This is a genomic window from Roseobacter sp. MH60115 (genome assembly GCF_015644665.1).
Lineage (GTDB): Bacteria > Pseudomonadota > Alphaproteobacteria > Rhodobacterales > Rhodobacteraceae > Roseobacter.
The window spans coordinates 92350-107573 of sequence record NZ_JADOBQ010000007.1; the positions used below are offsets into that span (position 1 = coordinate 92350).

12 protein-coding genes are annotated in these 15224 nt (G+C 59.4%); 9 read left to right on the forward strand and 3 right to left on the reverse strand.

Annotated elements, in window-relative coordinates; genetic code table 11:
• The first annotated feature begins 107 nt into the window (after positions 1-107).
• Positions 108-605 (forward strand): Dps family protein, encoded by a 498-nt coding sequence (locus ISX84_RS19980; RefSeq protein WP_195822168.1) that lies wholly within the window; start codon positions 108-110, stop codon positions 603-605.
• A gap of 71 nt (positions 606-676) precedes the next feature.
• On the opposite strand, the gene ISX84_RS19985 is transcribed toward ISX84_RS19980, so the two are convergent.
• Positions 677-1486: a response regulator gene (locus ISX84_RS19985; protein ID WP_195822169.1), complete on the reverse strand. Its 810-nt coding sequence runs from the start codon at positions 1484-1486 to the stop codon at positions 677-679.
• Between the two features lie 105 nt (positions 1487-1591).
• Between ISX84_RS19985 and ISX84_RS19990 the strand changes: the two genes are divergently transcribed.
• Genes ISX84_RS19990 through ISX84_RS20000 form a run of 3 tightly spaced genes read left to right on the forward strand, consistent with a single transcriptional unit; the run spans position 1592 to position 4031 of the window.
• Complete coding sequence (locus ISX84_RS19990) at positions 1592-1750, forward strand: NepR family anti-sigma factor (RefSeq protein WP_229884447.1); 159 nt, start codon at positions 1592-1594, stop codon at positions 1748-1750.
• A complete protein-coding gene (locus tag ISX84_RS19995; RefSeq protein WP_195822171.1) occupies positions 1747-2304 on the forward strand; it encodes an RNA polymerase sigma factor in 558 nt (185 codons plus the stop codon). Before ISX84_RS19990 ends, ISX84_RS19995 begins: the two co-directional genes overlap by 4 nt.
• A 2-nt stretch (positions 2305-2306) precedes the next feature.
• Positions 2307-4031 (forward strand): sensor histidine kinase, encoded by a 1725-nt coding sequence (locus tag ISX84_RS20000; RefSeq protein ID WP_195822172.1) that lies wholly within the window; start codon positions 2307-2309, stop codon positions 4029-4031.
• Positions 4032-4358: 327 nt separating this feature from the next.
• Here the strand turns inward: ISX84_RS20000 and ISX84_RS20005 are convergent, their stop codons facing one another.
• Positions 4359-4925 carry a cupin domain-containing protein gene (locus tag ISX84_RS20005; protein WP_195822173.1) on the reverse strand — a complete coding sequence of 189 codons (567 nt, stop codon included), beginning with the start codon at positions 4923-4925 and terminating at the stop codon, positions 4359-4361.
• A gap of 208 nt (positions 4926-5133) precedes the next feature.
• Here ISX84_RS20005 and gabT point away from each other — a divergent pair, with 208 nt between their 5' ends.
• Positions 5134-6528: a 4-aminobutyrate--2-oxoglutarate transaminase gene (gene gabT / locus ISX84_RS20010; RefSeq protein WP_195822174.1), complete on the forward strand. Its 1395-nt coding sequence runs from the start codon at positions 5134-5136 to the stop codon at positions 6526-6528.
• Between the two features lie 47 nt (positions 6529-6575).
• Here the strand turns inward: gabT and ISX84_RS20015 are convergent, their stop codons facing one another.
• On the reverse strand, positions 6576-8195 hold the full coding sequence (locus ISX84_RS20015; RefSeq protein ID WP_195822175.1) for an FMN-binding glutamate synthase family protein: 1620 nt from the start codon (positions 8193-8195) through the stop codon (positions 6576-6578).
• Positions 8196-8750: 555 nt separating this feature from the next.
• Here ISX84_RS20015 and ISX84_RS20020 point away from each other — a divergent pair.
• From ISX84_RS20020 to ISX84_RS20035, 4 genes are all read left to right on the forward strand, one after another.
• On the forward strand, positions 8751-9809 hold the full coding sequence (locus tag ISX84_RS20020; RefSeq protein WP_195822176.1) for a carbon-nitrogen hydrolase family protein: 1059 nt from the start codon (positions 8751-8753) through the stop codon (positions 9807-9809).
• A gap of 76 nt (positions 9810-9885) precedes the next feature.
• Positions 9886-12639, forward strand: a complete 2754-nt coding sequence (locus tag ISX84_RS20025; protein ID WP_195822177.1) for an aminotransferase class I/II-fold pyridoxal phosphate-dependent enzyme — start codon at positions 9886-9888, stop codon at positions 12637-12639.
• A gap of 24 nt (positions 12640-12663) precedes the next feature.
• A complete protein-coding gene (locus tag ISX84_RS20030) occupies positions 12664-14115 on the forward strand; it encodes a biotin carboxylase (protein WP_195822178.1) in 1452 nt (483 codons plus the stop codon).
• Between the two features lie 22 nt (positions 14116-14137).
• The gene (locus ISX84_RS20035; RefSeq protein WP_195822179.1) at positions 14138-15109 is read left to right on the forward strand and encodes a C45 family autoproteolytic acyltransferase/hydolase; all 972 of its coding nucleotides are present in this window, start codon (positions 14138-14140) and stop codon (positions 15107-15109) included.
• Positions 15110-15224: the final 115 nt, after the last annotated feature.

Here is a 15224-nt window from a genome sequence, read left to right on the forward strand (position 1 = left end):
CCAAAACCGGTAGAGTAACTGCGGCAAGCCGTCACGCCCCAAGATTTTCAGGAACAGACCCCGGGTGCCGCGTGTTTCTCCTTTGACAGAAGAAAAGGAGAATGACGATGACAAGCGCATTGAATGTAGTACCAGAGACGACCGACATCAGCACAGGCGTGAAAGACGCCGAAGCGATGGCACAGGGCCTCGAAAACGCATTGGCGGACACCTATCGCATGCTGTTCAAAACGCATGCCATTCATTGGAATGTCGAGGGTCCATTGTTTTTCTCTGTGCACAACCTGACGGAAGAACAATATGAAGACCTGTTCAAGGCCGCTGACGACATTGCCGAACGCATTCGTGCCTTGGGCCAGCTGGCACCGTCGACGCTCTCGTCTATTGTTGCCAACTCGGTGATCCAGGATGATGAGACGCCCCCGTCGGCAGGCGAGATGTGTGAAGATCTGGCCGCGGATCACGAACGCGTCGCCCACCGGTTGCACGCCCTGATCAAGGTCGCGGGTGAGCACGGAGACCCGGTGACAGAAGACATGGCGACCGAGCGCGCCGCGTTCCATGAGAAAGCCGCATGGATGTTGCGCTCCATCGCCAAGAGCTGATGGGTAACTTGTAGAAAAAGAAAAACCCCGCTGGAAGCAGCGGGGTTTTGTGTGTGCGCCTGCTGTCTGCGTCAGGCTTTCAGCGTTTCCGTGGAGGAGAAGAACATCGCCTGGCTGACGGCGGAGATCACCTGATCCTCAGTATATGGTTTCGAGATCAGGAAAGCCGGTTCATGTTTGTCACCGGTCAATAAGCGCTCGGGGAAGGCGGTGATGAAAATCACCGGGCGTTCACCAAGGTTCGCCATCAGATCATTCACTGCATCGATGCCGGACGAATTGTCAGCCAGTTGAATATCGGCGAGGATCAAATCCGGTTTATCCGCTGACCCAAGGGCGACAGCCTCGTCCCGGGTGCGGGCGACGCCCGTGACCCGATGTCCCATATCTGAAACAATGCTTTCGATGTCCATGGCGATCACCGCTTCATCCTCGATGATCATCACCGAACCGGACACCGCATCCGCCATTTCGCGCCGCGCGATTTGTACCAGTTCCTCGGCCTCGTCCTGATCAATACCGATGATGCTCGCAACGTCGCCAAAGCTGAAGCCTTCGACACTGTGCAGCAACAGCGCTTCACGGCTGTTGGCCGTCAGGCGCGAAAGATGTTTTTGCGCCCGCGCTTTCAACCCGCTCTCTTCTTCATCGACGGGCGCCCCGGCGCTTGACCAGATCCCGTATAAGACCCTGAAGACGCCGGTCTTGACCGAAACGCCATCCAACACGGACCGATCTGCCAGGATTGCTTCGAGAGATGCCGCCGCGAAACGGTCGCCGCTGTTCTGGCTTCCCGTCATTGCACGCGCAAAGCGGCGCAGGTAAGGCAAGACATTGCCAAGTTCTTCACTGATGTCCGGGGAGACGGAGGCATCCGACATATGAAATCTTCCTTTTTCACTTTTCTTGGAACCGAACGCATAGTTACGAGTTTGGTTCCGACGCAGGTGGGATATTATTAACCTTCTCGGGGAATGATCGGCAGTATGACTCAGTCAGGCGCAAACAGGAAACGTGAAAGCGTAATCGACGAAAACTTGAAGCGGGTTTATGAGGAGGCGCTGGAAGAAGGCGTGCCGGACAGATTCAAGGATTTGCTGGATGCGCTCAAGCAGCAGGACCAGTCCAAGGGGTCCAAAAAATGAGTGCGCCCGACCCCCGCGAGGCGTTGGTGGAACATCTGCCCGCCATGCGTGCCTTTGCCATCAGCCTGACCCGAAACAGCGCGACGGCGGATGACATGGTGCAGGACACGCTGGTCAAGGCCTGGACAAACATCGACAAGTTTCAGGTCGGGACAAACATGCGCGCCTGGCTCTTCACCATCCTGCGGAACACCTATTATTCCTCCCGCCGCAAGGCAAAGCGCGAAGTCGCCGACGTCGACGGAGCCCACACCGAGGGCCTGGCGGAAAAGCCCGCGCACGACGGGCGGTTGCAGATGACCGATTTCCGGCAAGCTTTTGCACAGCTGAGCGATGAGCAGCGCGAGGCGCTGTTGCTGGTGGGCGCATCGGGGTTTTCTTACGAAGAAGCCGCGGATATGTGTGGCGTTGCGGTTGGAACGATCAAGAGCCGCACCAACCGGGCGCGACAACGGCTGGCCGAACTGATGCAACTGGACGACGATGAGGCGCTGGAAATGACCGATGATGCGACCATGTCTGTGCTGACGGCGTCCAAGGCCACCTCCTTCTGATCATGACAGGCGGGTTTCTGGATGGCGATGTCTTTCGTGGTCTCGCCTTCCGTATCCTCGTATTCCTGTCGCTGGCTCTGTTACCCTTCGGCCTCATCGCCGTCGTTCAGACCCGCGAGATCGCCCGTCAGGCAGAAGCGGCGACGGAATTGTCGCTGCTCGGCCTGACGGAACAAGCCTCCGGGGCGGAGCGCAATTTCATCCAGCAGGGCTTTGGTGCCGCAGAGGCGCTCAGCTCCATCGTGCGGTTGTTTATCGAGGATGCAGAGGCCTGCGTGTCTTTCCTGCGCACTTACCAGCAAGCCTCTGGCGTCTATTCGCTGGTGGGTTTCCTGCCGGCAGATGGTGTGATGACCTGCTCATCGGTCGGTGGAGAATACGATTTCAGCGCTTATCCGGATTTCGATGGGGCGCTGGCCATGTCGGAGCGATCCGTCATCCTGAGCCGCACCGGGCCCGTCACGCAACAGCCCACGCTGGTGGTTGTGAGCCCGGTTTTCGAACGCGATGTGTTCAGCGGCTTCATGTTGCTGTCCATCGATCTGACAACGCTGGAGGAAAACGTGGATTTCCCGACCGAGATCAACCCCTCCGATCTTGTGATCTTCAATGCGGCAGGTGACTTGCTGACGTCCGAGCGGGCGCGTCTGGTGACAGAGGCGGATCTGCCGTTGAACCGGAGCCTGAAAACGCTTGTGGGTGACCACACCACGGTCTTTGAGGATGTGAACAGCGACGCGGAGGAGCGGGTTTACGCGGTGGTGCCGATTGTGCCCGACGTCGTCTACGCCATGAGCATCTGGCGTCAGGCCGATGTGCTGGCCAGCGCAAATCAGACGGGTACTCTCAGTATCTTTCTGCCCATTCTTATGTGGATAGCCAGCCTGGTGGTCGCATTCTGGTCGATCAATCGGCTGGCCATTCGATACATCCGCAAACTGGGCCGCCAGATGCGCCTTTTCGCCTACAACCGGTCAATGCCGCGGTCTGCCATGGGGCAGGGGGTGCCGAAGGAATTCGTGGATATTCAGACGGCGTTCATGGGCATGGCGGAGTCGATCATCCGGGATGAGGCGTCGCTAGAGGATTCGTTGCGGGAAAAGAACATTCTGCTGAAAGAGGTGCATCACCGGGTCAAGAACAACCTGCAACTGATCTCCTCGATCATGAACATGCAGATCCGTCGGGCCCCGACCGATGAATCGCGCCTTGTTCTCAAGCGCTTGCAGGAACGCATTCTCGGCCTCGCGACCGTGCATAAGAACCTCTACCAAAGCCAAGGGTTGGAGCGCTTTGACGCCGGGGCGCTGATTGAAGAGATCGTGGGGCAACTGCTGGTGGTTGGTCTGCCTGCGGGGTCTGCCATCACGGTGGGGCAGTCTTACGCGTCTGTGCAACTGGATACAGATGATGGTGCCCCGCTGAGCCTGTTGGTGTCCGAGGCCGTCACCAACGCGATGAAATACATTGGACAGGCAACCGCGCAGAACCCCGCAGAACTCAGGATCGATCTGTCGCAAAAGGACAGTGAAACGGCCGTTTTCAAAATTTCCAACTCGGTCGGTGCGGCGCCGGAGGCAGAGGGCACCGGACTTGGCACGCAGTTGATCAATGCCTTCGCCCGGCAGCTGAATGCCGAGGTCATCACCGAGATCGAGGAGGGGGTGCACCACCTGACGCTGACCTTTCCCGTGCCGCATCGGGTTAAAATCGTGCAGGACTATTAACCAAATTTCGCGCAGCTATGGAACAAATTCGAAGCAAATAGCGTTTTTCCTGCGAACACTGACGAAAGGAACCCTGACATGTCTATTGACCTGTTCGTTTTCGGGCTTTCCATTCTGACTGTGGTTGCGCTGATTGTTCTTGTTTTGACGAGCGAGGGCAAAGACAGACGTGGTGATGACAACGACTAGATCGTTGTCGTGACGGACCATTGTTGGTCATCTTTGCGCAAGGGGCTCGCCTTTGCTTTAGAGCCATCGCCGGGTAACGGCGGAAGAAAGCCGAAACAGATTGATCCCTGATTGCCCAAGGCGATCAGGGGTTTTTTGTCAAAAACTGGGCGGTGTGCAGGCGCTAATGATCTCGCACTCTTCGGTCCCGGTGTTTCGGAACCGGTGGGGCAACTGGCTGTTGAAAAGATACCCGTCGCCGGGGCCTAAGGTGCCGACCTCGTCGTCCACGGTGATCTCGATTTGACCGCGAATGATCACCCCGGCCTCTTCCGCATCATGGCTGAGCAGTTCCGGCCCGGTATCCGCACCCGGGGCATAGCGCTCGTGCAGCAGCTGCAGCGCGTGCTCCTGCGCGTTCCCCAGCTGGCGCAGGGACAGGAGTTGCGCCTGCGGTCCATCGAGATCGGGGGGTGCGATTTCGGTGAATTCCTCGGCGGTGTAGAAGTATTTGCTCTGGCTGGTCTCTTCGAGCGTGGCAAAGAATTCGGCCATCGACACCTGAATCGCATCCAACAGGCTTTTGAGCGAGGCCACGGACGGGCTGGTCTTGTTCTGCTCGATCAGGGAAATCGTGCCATTGGTCAGCCCTGCCCGTGTGGCAAGTTCCCGCTGGGAAAGCCCCCGTTTTTTTCGGATCGTGCGTAGCCTGTGTCCAATATCCAAGGGGCCGGTTCCTCGTCTTTCGGGTGACATGTTGGTTTTGCTTGGTTTTTTAAACAGCAAGCCGGGTCTGTGCTCAATCCCTTTTCTGCCAGCCGCGATCGAGAAGTCATCCATTCCATAAAAACGGCTGCAGAATCACGATTGACAACAAAATTAAACGGCGTATCGATATTTTAAACACCTCGCCTGACATCAAAGGAATGAGCATATGGCCAGCACTGTCAAAACGCCTGCGGCAAAAAAACCGCGCAAGCCCCGCGCGGCAAAAGCCCGCAAGATCGCCGTGGTTTCCACGACGCCCGCCGAACAGAGCAATGCAGCGCTGCTCGCTCGCCGCGAGGCGGCTGTCCCGCGCGGCGTCGCCTCTGCCGCGCCTGTGTTTGCGGAGCGTGCGGAGAACGCCGAGCTCTGGGATGTGGAAGGCAAGCGCTACATCGATTTCGCCGGTGGCATCGCCGTGCTGAACACCGGGCACCGCCACCCGTCGGTCGTCGCGGCGGCGAAGGCACAGGAAGATAAGTATACGCATACCTCCTTTCAGGTGGTGCCCTATGAGCCCTATGTCGCACTTGCAGAAAAGCTGAATGCGCTGGCGCCGGGTGATCATGCGAAGAAGTCACTGCTGGTGACCACAGGCGCGGAAGCCGTTGAAAACGCGGTGAAGATCGCGCGTGCCGCGACGGGTCGCCCGGGTGTGATCGCCTTCACCGGGGGTTATCATGGCCGCACGCTGCTGACGCTGGGCATGACCGGCAAGATCAGCCCCTACAAGAAAGACGTGGGCCCCTTCCCGTCGGATATCTTCCGCGCGCCATTCCCCTCCGTGCGGGACGGGATCACCGTGGAAGATGCGCTGACCGGATTGCGAAACCTTTTCCTGACCGATGCACAGCCGGACCGTGTTGCCGCGATCATCATCGAACCCGTGCTGGGCGAAGGGGGGTACACGCCCGTGCCCTTCGAGATGATGCAGGCGCTGCGCCAGATCTGCGACGAGCATGGTATCCTGCTCATTGCAGATGAAATCCAGGCGGGCTTCGGCCGTACCGGCACATGGTTTGCGATTGAGCATTCCGGCGTGGTGCCGGATCTGATCACCGTGGCGAAATCCATGGCAGGCGGCTACCCGATTGCCGGTGTGATCGGACGTGCGGACATCATGGACGCGATGGCGCCCGGTGGACTGGGCGGGACATACGGCGGTAACCCGGTGGCCTGCGCCGCCGCCCTGGCCGCGATCGAAGCCATTGAGAGCGAAGGGCTGCTGGCCCGTTCGTTGGAGATGGGCGAGACCTTCCGCGCCCGTTTTGCCGAGATCGGCGCGCGGGTCGCGCCCTACCGGATGTGGGACATCCGCGGCCTTGGCGCCATGCTGGCAGTCGAATTCGTCACCGACTTTGAGACCGCGACACCGGATGCAGCGCTCGTGAAATCCATCTGCGCCCATGCGCTCAAACGCGGGTTGATCCTGCTGGCCTGCGGGATGCACGGCAACGCCTTGCGGATCATGGTGCCCCTGACGGCGTCAGACGAGATCATTGCCGAAGGGATAGCGATCTTTGAGGCGGCACTCGCTGATGCGGTGGCTGAACAGACCGCCTGATGCGCGCCACCAAAGCACTACCAGAAAGGGCGCCTTTGAGCGCCCTTTTAACAGGGTGGGGGTGCGAAGCTTTTGGCGCTCGCCCGCGCCCAGCGTTTGCGGTAGTCGGCGCCGATATCTTCCTGGGTGTTGAGCAAAAATCCTTCCGGCAGATAGGGATAGGCCTCGTTGCCCTCGACCATTTCCTTGTCGCCCAGACGCACCATCATATGTTGCGGCATGAAATCCCCGGGGTGTTCGAGCCCGGCAGCCCCCGTCATTTCACCCAAGGCTTGCAGGGTGTTGTCGTGAAACCGCGCGACGCGTTGCGACTTTGAGCCGACATCAAGCGCCCGTTGGCGGACCGGGTCCTGCGTGGCCACGCCGACGGGGCAGTGGTTGGTGTGGCAGGCCTGCGCCTGAATGCAGCCGATGGCGAACATGAACCCGCGCGCCGAATTGCACCAGTCGGCCCCAAGCGCCAGCGCCCGCGCGATGTCGAAAGCGGAGATGATCTTGCCCGCCGCCCCAATCTTGACCTGTCCGCGCAGACCGGCGCCGCGCAGGGTGTTGTGCACGAAGGTCAGCCCCTCGATCAGGGGCATGCCGATGTGGTTGGAGAACTCGACCGGGGCCGCGCCCGTGCCGCCCTCCGTGCCGTCCACCACGATGAAATCCGGTGCGATCCCGGTTTCCAGCATCGCTTTCACCATGCACATGAACTCCCGCCGGTGGCCAATGCAGAGCTTGAACCCCACTGGCTTACCCCCTGATAAATCGCGCAATTCTCCGATGAACTGCATCATCTCGATGGGCGTCGAAAAGGCCGAGTGCGCGGCGGGAGAAATACAGTCCTCGCCCATGGGAATGCCCCGGGCCTCGGCAATCTCGGGGCTGATTTTCGAGGCCGGCAGCATGCCGCCATGCCCCGGCTTCGCGCCCTGGCTGAGCTTCAACTCGATCATCTTGATCTGGTCGAGGCTGGCCGTTTCCTTGAATTTTTCGGGATCAAAGGAGCCGTCTTCCGCCCGGCAGCCGAAATAGCCCGACGCGACCTGATAGATCAGATCACCACCGCCCGCCTTGTGGTAGCGGCTGACCGAGCCTTCACCGGTGTCATGGGCAAAGCCGCCCAGTTTTGCGCCAGTGTTCAGCGCCTCGATGGCGTTGGCAGAGAGAGAGCCGAAGCTCATCGCCGAGATGTTATAGAGCGACGCGTCATAGGGTTGTTTGCAGGCGTCACCCCCGATTTTCACGCGGAAATCCGTATCTTCGATATGGATCGGGATGACGGAATGCGTCACCCAGGCATAACCCGCATCATACACCCTTTGCCGTGTGCCAAAGGGGCGTTTGTCTTCCTGCCCCTTGGCGCGCTGATAGACCAGACTGCGGGCATCACGGGAAAACGGCTCCTCATCCTGATCGGATTCGATGAGATACTGGCGGATTTCCGGGCGGATGCCCTCGAAGAGGAACCGCATATGGCCCAGCACCGGGTAGTTGCGCAGGATCGAATGGTGTGGCTGCCGTACGTCATGCAGCCCCAGAAACGACAGGAAGATGAAGAACGCTGCCGGGATCAGCATCCACCCGGTCCAGATCAGCGCGGCAATCAGGCAAAGAAAACTGGCCACTACCACGCCTGTGAAGGTGGTGTAGCGCATCATGGATCCGAGATCTGGCATATATCTTCCTGCTGTGGCCGCAGTTTTCAGGGCGCGCGCTTTGGGCACGAGGGACTGCTGGCATCACGAAAAATTAAACATCCCCGAATGATGATTCATTGTGCGGATTTGCGCAAGGATTCCTGCTGTCACGCTTTGGTGGGCAGGATTCAGGTATTGCGCTTGAACAACACTCAAAAGCTTCGTACGCTTTTGGACAACAGGGTGCGCATGAACAATATAGCGAATCCGGCCGCAGAATAAGCCGGGGCGCACCTGCCGGAGGATTGGGGAGCCTCACCGTCGTCATCCGCCCGTGCGGGGGCGTCGGGCCGCCTTTCCTGCTGAAGATCAAAAGGGAGAGGTGATGCGCGCGTTTAAAATACTAATCGATCCAGCCGGTCGTACAGCGCGCAAGCAGGCTGAAACGCCTATTCTCTCAAAGTGCCTTAACGTCGTTTTCACTTTACGCCTGTTCCTGAGGTTCCAACTGACAGCAGATGGGCGTAAGGCAACGTGGCGCGAAGTCGTATGTGGGTCATGTTGGCCCCCTTCGCCGCGACGGAGTGTTTTGTTATGACCCCATTCGCCATTGCCGGCGTGCAGATGTATGTGAACGCGCTGCATTCCAATGTGGAAGGGATGATCCACCGGCTGGACGTGCTGATGGCGCGGTTCCCCTGGACGCAGATGGTGCTGTTTTCCGAGCTGGCGCCCTACGGTCCGCTCGACAAATTTGCCCAGGCCCCGCAGAACGATGCGCTCGACACCTTCTGCGAAGCGGCGCGCAAGCATCGCGTCTGGCTGATCCCCGGTTCGATGTTTCTGCGCGATCCGGAGACGGGCATGGTGTTCAATACCGCCGTGGTGATCAACCCCGAGGGTGAGATCATCAAGCGCTATGCCAAGATGTTCCCCTTCCGGCCCTATGAAACGGGCATTGCCGCGGGCACGGAATTCTGCGTCTTCGACGTGCCGGAGGTCGGGCGGTTCGGTCTGTCGATCTGCTACGATATCTGGTTCCCCGAGACCACGCGGCAACTCACAGCGCAGGGTGTCGAGGTGCTGTTGCACCCGGTGCTGACCGGGACAACCGACCGGGACGCGGAACTGGCAATCGCCCGGTCCACGGCGGCACAGTTCCAATGTTACGTCTTTGACGTAAACGGGCTTGGCGCGGGCGGCGTGGGCAAATCGCTGGTCGTGGACCCCTCGGCCCATGTGCTGCACCAGTCTGCGGGACAGGAAGATATGTTCCCCATCGAGGTCGACCTGTCGATGGTGCGCCGCCAGCGCGAAACCGGCATGAAGGGGCTGGGTCAGGTCCTCAAGAGTTTCCGCGACCGGTCCGTCGATTTCTCGGTCTATGACCGGAACAGCGGAACCGATGCCTATCTCAAGACGTTGGGTCCACTGGAAATACCTCAACAAGGGACGCGCGCGGGACTTCACGTGGATGTGCCAGCAGAAAAAGTTCAGGACACGCCTGCTTTCAAAGGTATGGCGATTGACACGCTGTCCGGATCCGTGACCGCGCATCCTGCGTCCAATACGACGAAAACTGCCCAAACAGAGGCAGCACCCCAACCCCCGACCGAAGAAATTCGGGGGAGCGAAAAACAATCTAGCGGGTAGATCGCCGGGCCTTGCCGGGCGGTCCCTTCCGCCCGGCGTATAATCGGTGGTTTTCCCGGACAGCGGAGGACAACTGATGCACGCGATAAACGACTACTCTTCGGCGATCCAATTGCGCTCGGACAGGTGGAGCGCGCTGCGCGAAACAACTGCCGCGTTGACCCGCGGTCCAAAGCCCAAACAGGAAGCGGAACTGCGCAAGACGGTCGAGGAGCTTTTCAAGTCGCTCGCCGTGATCGAACCCTATTGGGCGTTCCCCGGCATGTCGGCTTTCGACCACATGCGGCGGCAGTTCGAGCATAACTCCTTGGATGATCTGGCTTTTGCTGTGGGGCGGGTAACGCGCGCGCTGACGACCGGGGCATACCGCCGGCGCCACATCCCGCTGGAGCGCGACAGTGTCGATGCCGAAGAGCATGATGACGAGGCGATGCTGCCGCCCGAGGCGCGGGCATTGGCCAAACCTTATTTCGAAGTGCTGATTGTCGACAATGTGAACGAGCACCAGGAACGCTGGCTGCGCAGCAATGTCACGCGAATGCGTCGCGCCGAAGACCCGTTTGTCTACGAGGCGCTGGTGGTGCCGAGCCTTGAGGACGCGCTGGTTGCGGTGCTCTTCAACCACAACATCCAGGCCATCGTGGTGCGCCCCGGGCTGGTGCTGAAATCCAAGATGGATCAGGAGATCGTTGCCCGGTTCATCACCCGCGCCGGCGGGCAGGAAGAGATCGACAACATGCTGCCCGAAAACTACGGGCCGGAATTGTGTCGGTTGGTGGCCAAGGTGCGGCCCGAGCTTGACGCCTATCTGGTCACCGAACGCTCGGTGGAGGAGATCGCCGGGCTTGATCTGGGGATTTGCCGCCGGGTCTTCTACAATCAGGAAGACTTCATGGAGTTGCACCTGAACATCCTGCGCGGGGTGCAAGCCCGCAACAAGACCCCGTTCTTTACCGCGCTTGTCGAGTATTCCAAGCAGCCCACGGGGGTGTTCCACGCGATGCCGATCAGTCGTGGAAAATCGATCAGCCGCAGTCACTGGATACAGGATATGGGGGCCTTCTACGGGCCCAATATCTTCCTCGCTGAAACCTCGGCCACCTCGGGCGGCCTCGACAGCCTGCTGGAGCCGCACGGGCCGATCAAGGAAGCACAGGAACTGGCCAGCCGCGCTTTCGGATCGAAGCAGACGTTTTTCGCGACAAACGGGACCTCGACCTGCAATAAGATCGTCGTGCAAGCCCTTGTTCGGCCTGGAGATATCGTGTTGGTCGATCGCGACTGTCACAAGTCGCACCACTACGGCATGGTGCTGGCGGGCGCGCAGGTCTGTTACCTCGACAGCTATCCGCTCAATGAATATTCGATGTACGGCGCGGTGCCGCTGCGCGAGATCAAGCATCAGCTTTTGAAGCTCAAGGCCGAAGGTAAGCTGGACCGGGTGCGGATGCTGTTGTTGACCAACTGCACCTTTGACGGACTGGTCTACAATGTCGAGCGGGTGATGGAGGAGTGTCTGGCGATCAAACCGGACCTGATCTTCCTGTGGGACGAGGCGTGGTTTGCCTTCGCGCGGTTCAATCCAACCTATCGCCAACGCACGGCCATGGCAGCGGCGGGTAATCTCAAAGAGAAATTCCGCAGCGACACGCATGAACGGCTCTATGAGGCGCAAAAGTCGATGTTAGCGGATTGCGACGACGAAAAACTGCTTGAAACGCGCTTGATCCCGCCCCCCAACGCCCGCGTGCGGGCCTATGCGACGCAATCGACCCACAAGACGCTGACGTCGCTCAGGCAGGGGTCGATGATCCATGTCTTTGATCAGGACTTCAAAGGTGAGGTGGAGCAGGCGTTTCACGAGGCCTACATGACGCACACATCGACCTCGCCGAATTACCAGATCATCGCAAGCCTCGACGTGGGACGGCGGCAGGTGGAACTGGAAGGGTTCGAATTCGTCCAGCGCCAGATCGAAGCAGCAATGTCGATGCGACGGGCGATCATGACGCATCCGCTGTTGTCCAAGTATTTCAAGGTATTGACCGCCGGAGACATGATCCCGGATTTCCACCGTCAGTCGGGCGTGACCAGCTACTACGATGCAGAGCAGGGCTGGACCGATATGTGGGACTGCTGGGAGCAGGATGATTTCGTGCTGGATGCCACGCGGGTCACGCTGGCCGTGGGGGGTACGGGCTGGGACGGCGACACGTTCAAGACCGATATCCTGATGGATAAATACGGTATCCAGATCAACAAGACCTCGCGCAATACGGTCCTGTTCATGACCAACATTGGTACCACGCGGTCGTCGGTCGCCTACCTGATCGAGGTGCTGGTGGAGATCGCCAAGTCGCTCGATGAGCGCCTGGATGACGCGAGCCGGATGGAGCGCCTGTCGTTTGACCGGCGGGTCCAGAACCTGATGGAAGAGCTGCCGCCGCTGCCGGACTTCAGCCGTTTCCACGATGCTTTCCGACAATGTGAGGTCACCGGGGAGGGGGACATCCGCTCGGCCTTCTTTCTCGCCTACGACGAGGAGAAATGCGACTATTACGACATCAACGGGTCGCTCGGCGCGGCGCTTGAGGCGGGCGAAGAGGTGGTGTCAGCCAGCTTCATCATCCCCTATCCGCCGGGCTTCCCGATCCTGGTGCCCGGACAGGTGGTCAGCAAGGAAATCCTGGCTTTCATGCTGGCACTGGACGTGAGCGAAATCCACGGCTACCGGCCCGATCTGGGGCTGCGGGTCTTTACCCAAGAAGCGTTACAAACGCTCGTCGACGCCAAACCGGTGACGCAAAAACTGGCCCAGGTGGCCGAATAATACCAACAGAGAGGACATCATGATATGGCAGCCACGGTTCTGAAGAACATCTCGGAGATCCGCCGCTATTTCCACCGCAACGAGGACCCGATTTATTTCATTTCGGCCACGAACTTCAACCTGTTGGGGCTCGATGAATGGGTGAAGAATTTCAAATACATCTGCTACATCGACTGCTACGGCGGCAAGCATCCGAACGTGTTCTGTCCGTCCGAGCAGCCGCATGCGGAATTCCAGTCCATCGAGGACATCAACAACTATCTGCTGCAGCACAAGGAAGTGATTGACTTCATCAAGCGGCGGGGCGGCAAGCCGAAATTCGTCTTCCTGATGTTTGACGAGGAGACCGAGCGTCTGTCGAAAGAGTTGGGCGCGGAGGTCTGGTTCCCCAAGGCGAAGTTGCGCACGAAGATGGACAACAAGATCGAGACCGTGCGCATCGGCAACAAGGCGGGCGTGCCGTCGGTGCCCAATGTCCTGGCCGAGGTCAAATCCTATGAGGACCTGAAGAAGACCTGCGAAAAGGCCAAGATCGGGCATGATCTGGTGTTGCAGTCCGCCTTTGGCGATAGTGGGCATACGACGTTTTTCATCAAATCCGAGGCCGATTTCCGGCGCCACGAGCATGAGATCGTCGGTGAGGGCGAGATCAAGATCATGAAGCGGATCGACTGCCGGGGATCGGCGATCGAGGCCTGTGCCACCAAGGAAGGCACCATCGTGGGCCCGCTGATGACGGAGCTGGTCGGGTTCAAGGAACTCACCCCCTATCGCGGCGGCTGGTGCGGCAACGAGATTCTGTCGACCGCCTTTCCGCCGAAAGTGCGGCAGAAGGCACGTGATCTGACCTTCAAGTTCGGGGAGCAGCTGCGCAAGGAGGGCTATCGCGGCTATTTTGAGCTCGATTTCCTGATCGACAAGAAGACGGGCGATCTCTGGCTGGGCGAGCTTAATCCGCGCATTACAGGCGCGTCCTCCATGACCAACCATGCGGCCTTTGCCCATGCGGATGCGCCGCTGTTCCTGTTCCACCTGCTGGAATTCTCGAAAAAGAAATTCAACCTGGATGTGGATGAGCTGAACGCCCGCTGGGCCGACAGCGCCAATATCGACAGCTGGTCGCAGATGGTGATCAAACACACTGACGACAGCGTGGACATCTGCACTGGCAGCCCGGAAACCGGCATCTACAAGATGCTGGAGGATGGGCGGGTGGTCTATGACCGCTTTGACTATCACCGCCGGGCGGTGGAGAGCGAGAACGAGGCGTTTTTCCTGCGCATTCTGCAGCCGGGGGACTACCGCTATGAAGGGGCAGACATCGGCATTCTGGTGACGCGCGGCCGGTCCATGACCAAGAATTTCCGGTTGAATGAACGGGCCAAAAAGTGGATTCACGGCATCAAGCAATCGGTGACGGCCAAGCCGCTGCCCACCGCGACCGCTTTTGACGATCCGGCGTTCAAGATCCTCTGACCCGAAAGGACATGCGCACCCCATGTTATGGCGCGCCGTAAGTGAAGACAGCCCCGGGCCGAAATGGTCCGGGCTTTTTGCCGAATACTGGCCGGACTACAAAGACTGGTGGTTGAAGGAAGGCGAAAGCACACGCCCGACCTATGCGGAGTCGCGCTCCGCTTTGCAGCAGCATATGCCGGAGATCGTGCCGCTTTATGATGAGCTCTGCGAATTGGCGGGGGGCGGCGATCTGGCGGCGCGGTTCTTGTCCTTCTACTGCCCGCCGCCCTATCTCGCGGGCTGCAGCCAGGCGATCTGGACCGGCAAGGAGCCGGTCATGGTGCGCAACTACGACTACAACCCAAATGCCTTTGACAGCCTCGTTTTGCACACGAAATGGCAGGGGCGCCGGGTCATGGGCACCTCCGACGGGCTCTGGGGGCTGGTGGATGGCGTCAATGACGCGGGCCTGTCAATTTCGCTCACCTTCGGCGGGCGGCGCGTGGTGGGTGATGGGTTCGGTGTGCCCCTGATCCTGCGCTACGTGTTGCAGACCTGCGAAACGGCGGAAGAGGCGAGCGCCGTGCTGGCACGCGTTCCGACGCATATGAGCTACAATGTGACCGTGCTGGACAAAAAGCGCCGGTATCTCACGGCGATGATGGCGCCCGACCGGCCTGCGCTGATCACCCATGCCGCCGTTGCCACCAATCATCAGGAAAACGTCGAATGGGTCAGCCACGCCCGGTTCACCGCCACGGTAGAACGCGAACGATTCCTGTTGCACCGGCTCACCCTGCACCGGGACCCCGAAGAAAAGTTTATCGGGGCCTTTCTCAAACCTCCCTTGTATTCCACGGCGTTCAACGCGGGTTTCGGCACGCTTTACACGGCGGTTTATCGACCAAAACGCCGTCAGATGGAGTTGCGGTGGCCCGGGACGGTCTGGTCGCTGTCGATGAAGGACTTCGAAGAAGGCGGGCGTCGCATCCTCTTGCCCGGTGCCGCCTGAGATTTTCGCACCCGCAAATTTTTGCCAGTAGATTCAGCATGCTTCGCGTTCAAGTTGCAGAAGGGGCTTGCCAAATCGTGCCCCGTCCCAAAGATTGTCGTCAGAAAAACAAAAA

Coding starts and splice junctions, on each gene's coding strand:
- ISX84_RS19980 (WP_195822168.1), top strand. CDS start 108: ATGACAAGCGCATTGAATGTAGTACCAGAGACGACCGACATCAGCACA.
- ISX84_RS19985 (WP_195822169.1), bottom strand. CDS start 1,486: ATGTCGGATGCCTCCGTCTCCCCGGACATCAGTGAAGAACTTGGCAAT.
- ISX84_RS19990 (WP_229884447.1), top strand. CDS start 1,592: ATGACTCAGTCAGGCGCAAACAGGAAACGTGAAAGCGTAATCGACGAA.
- ISX84_RS19995 (WP_195822171.1), top strand. CDS start 1,747: ATGAGTGCGCCCGACCCCCGCGAGGCGTTGGTGGAACATCTGCCCGCC.
- ISX84_RS20000 (WP_195822172.1), top strand. CDS start 2,307: ATGACAGGCGGGTTTCTGGATGGCGATGTCTTTCGTGGTCTCGCCTTC.
- gabT (WP_195822174.1), top strand. CDS start 5,134: ATGGCCAGCACTGTCAAAACGCCTGCGGCAAAAAAACCGCGCAAGCCC.
- ISX84_RS20015 (WP_195822175.1), bottom strand. CDS start 8,195: ATGCCAGATCTCGGATCCATGATGCGCTACACCACCTTCACAGGCGTG.
- ISX84_RS20020 (WP_195822176.1), top strand. CDS start 8,751: ATGACCCCATTCGCCATTGCCGGCGTGCAGATGTATGTGAACGCGCTG.
- ISX84_RS20025 (WP_195822177.1), top strand. CDS start 9,886: ATGCACGCGATAAACGACTACTCTTCGGCGATCCAATTGCGCTCGGAC.
- ISX84_RS20030 (WP_195822178.1), top strand. CDS start 12,664: ATGGCAGCCACGGTTCTGAAGAACATCTCGGAGATCCGCCGCTATTTC.
- ISX84_RS20035 (WP_195822179.1), top strand. CDS start 14,138: ATGTTATGGCGCGCCGTAAGTGAAGACAGCCCCGGGCCGAAATGGTCC.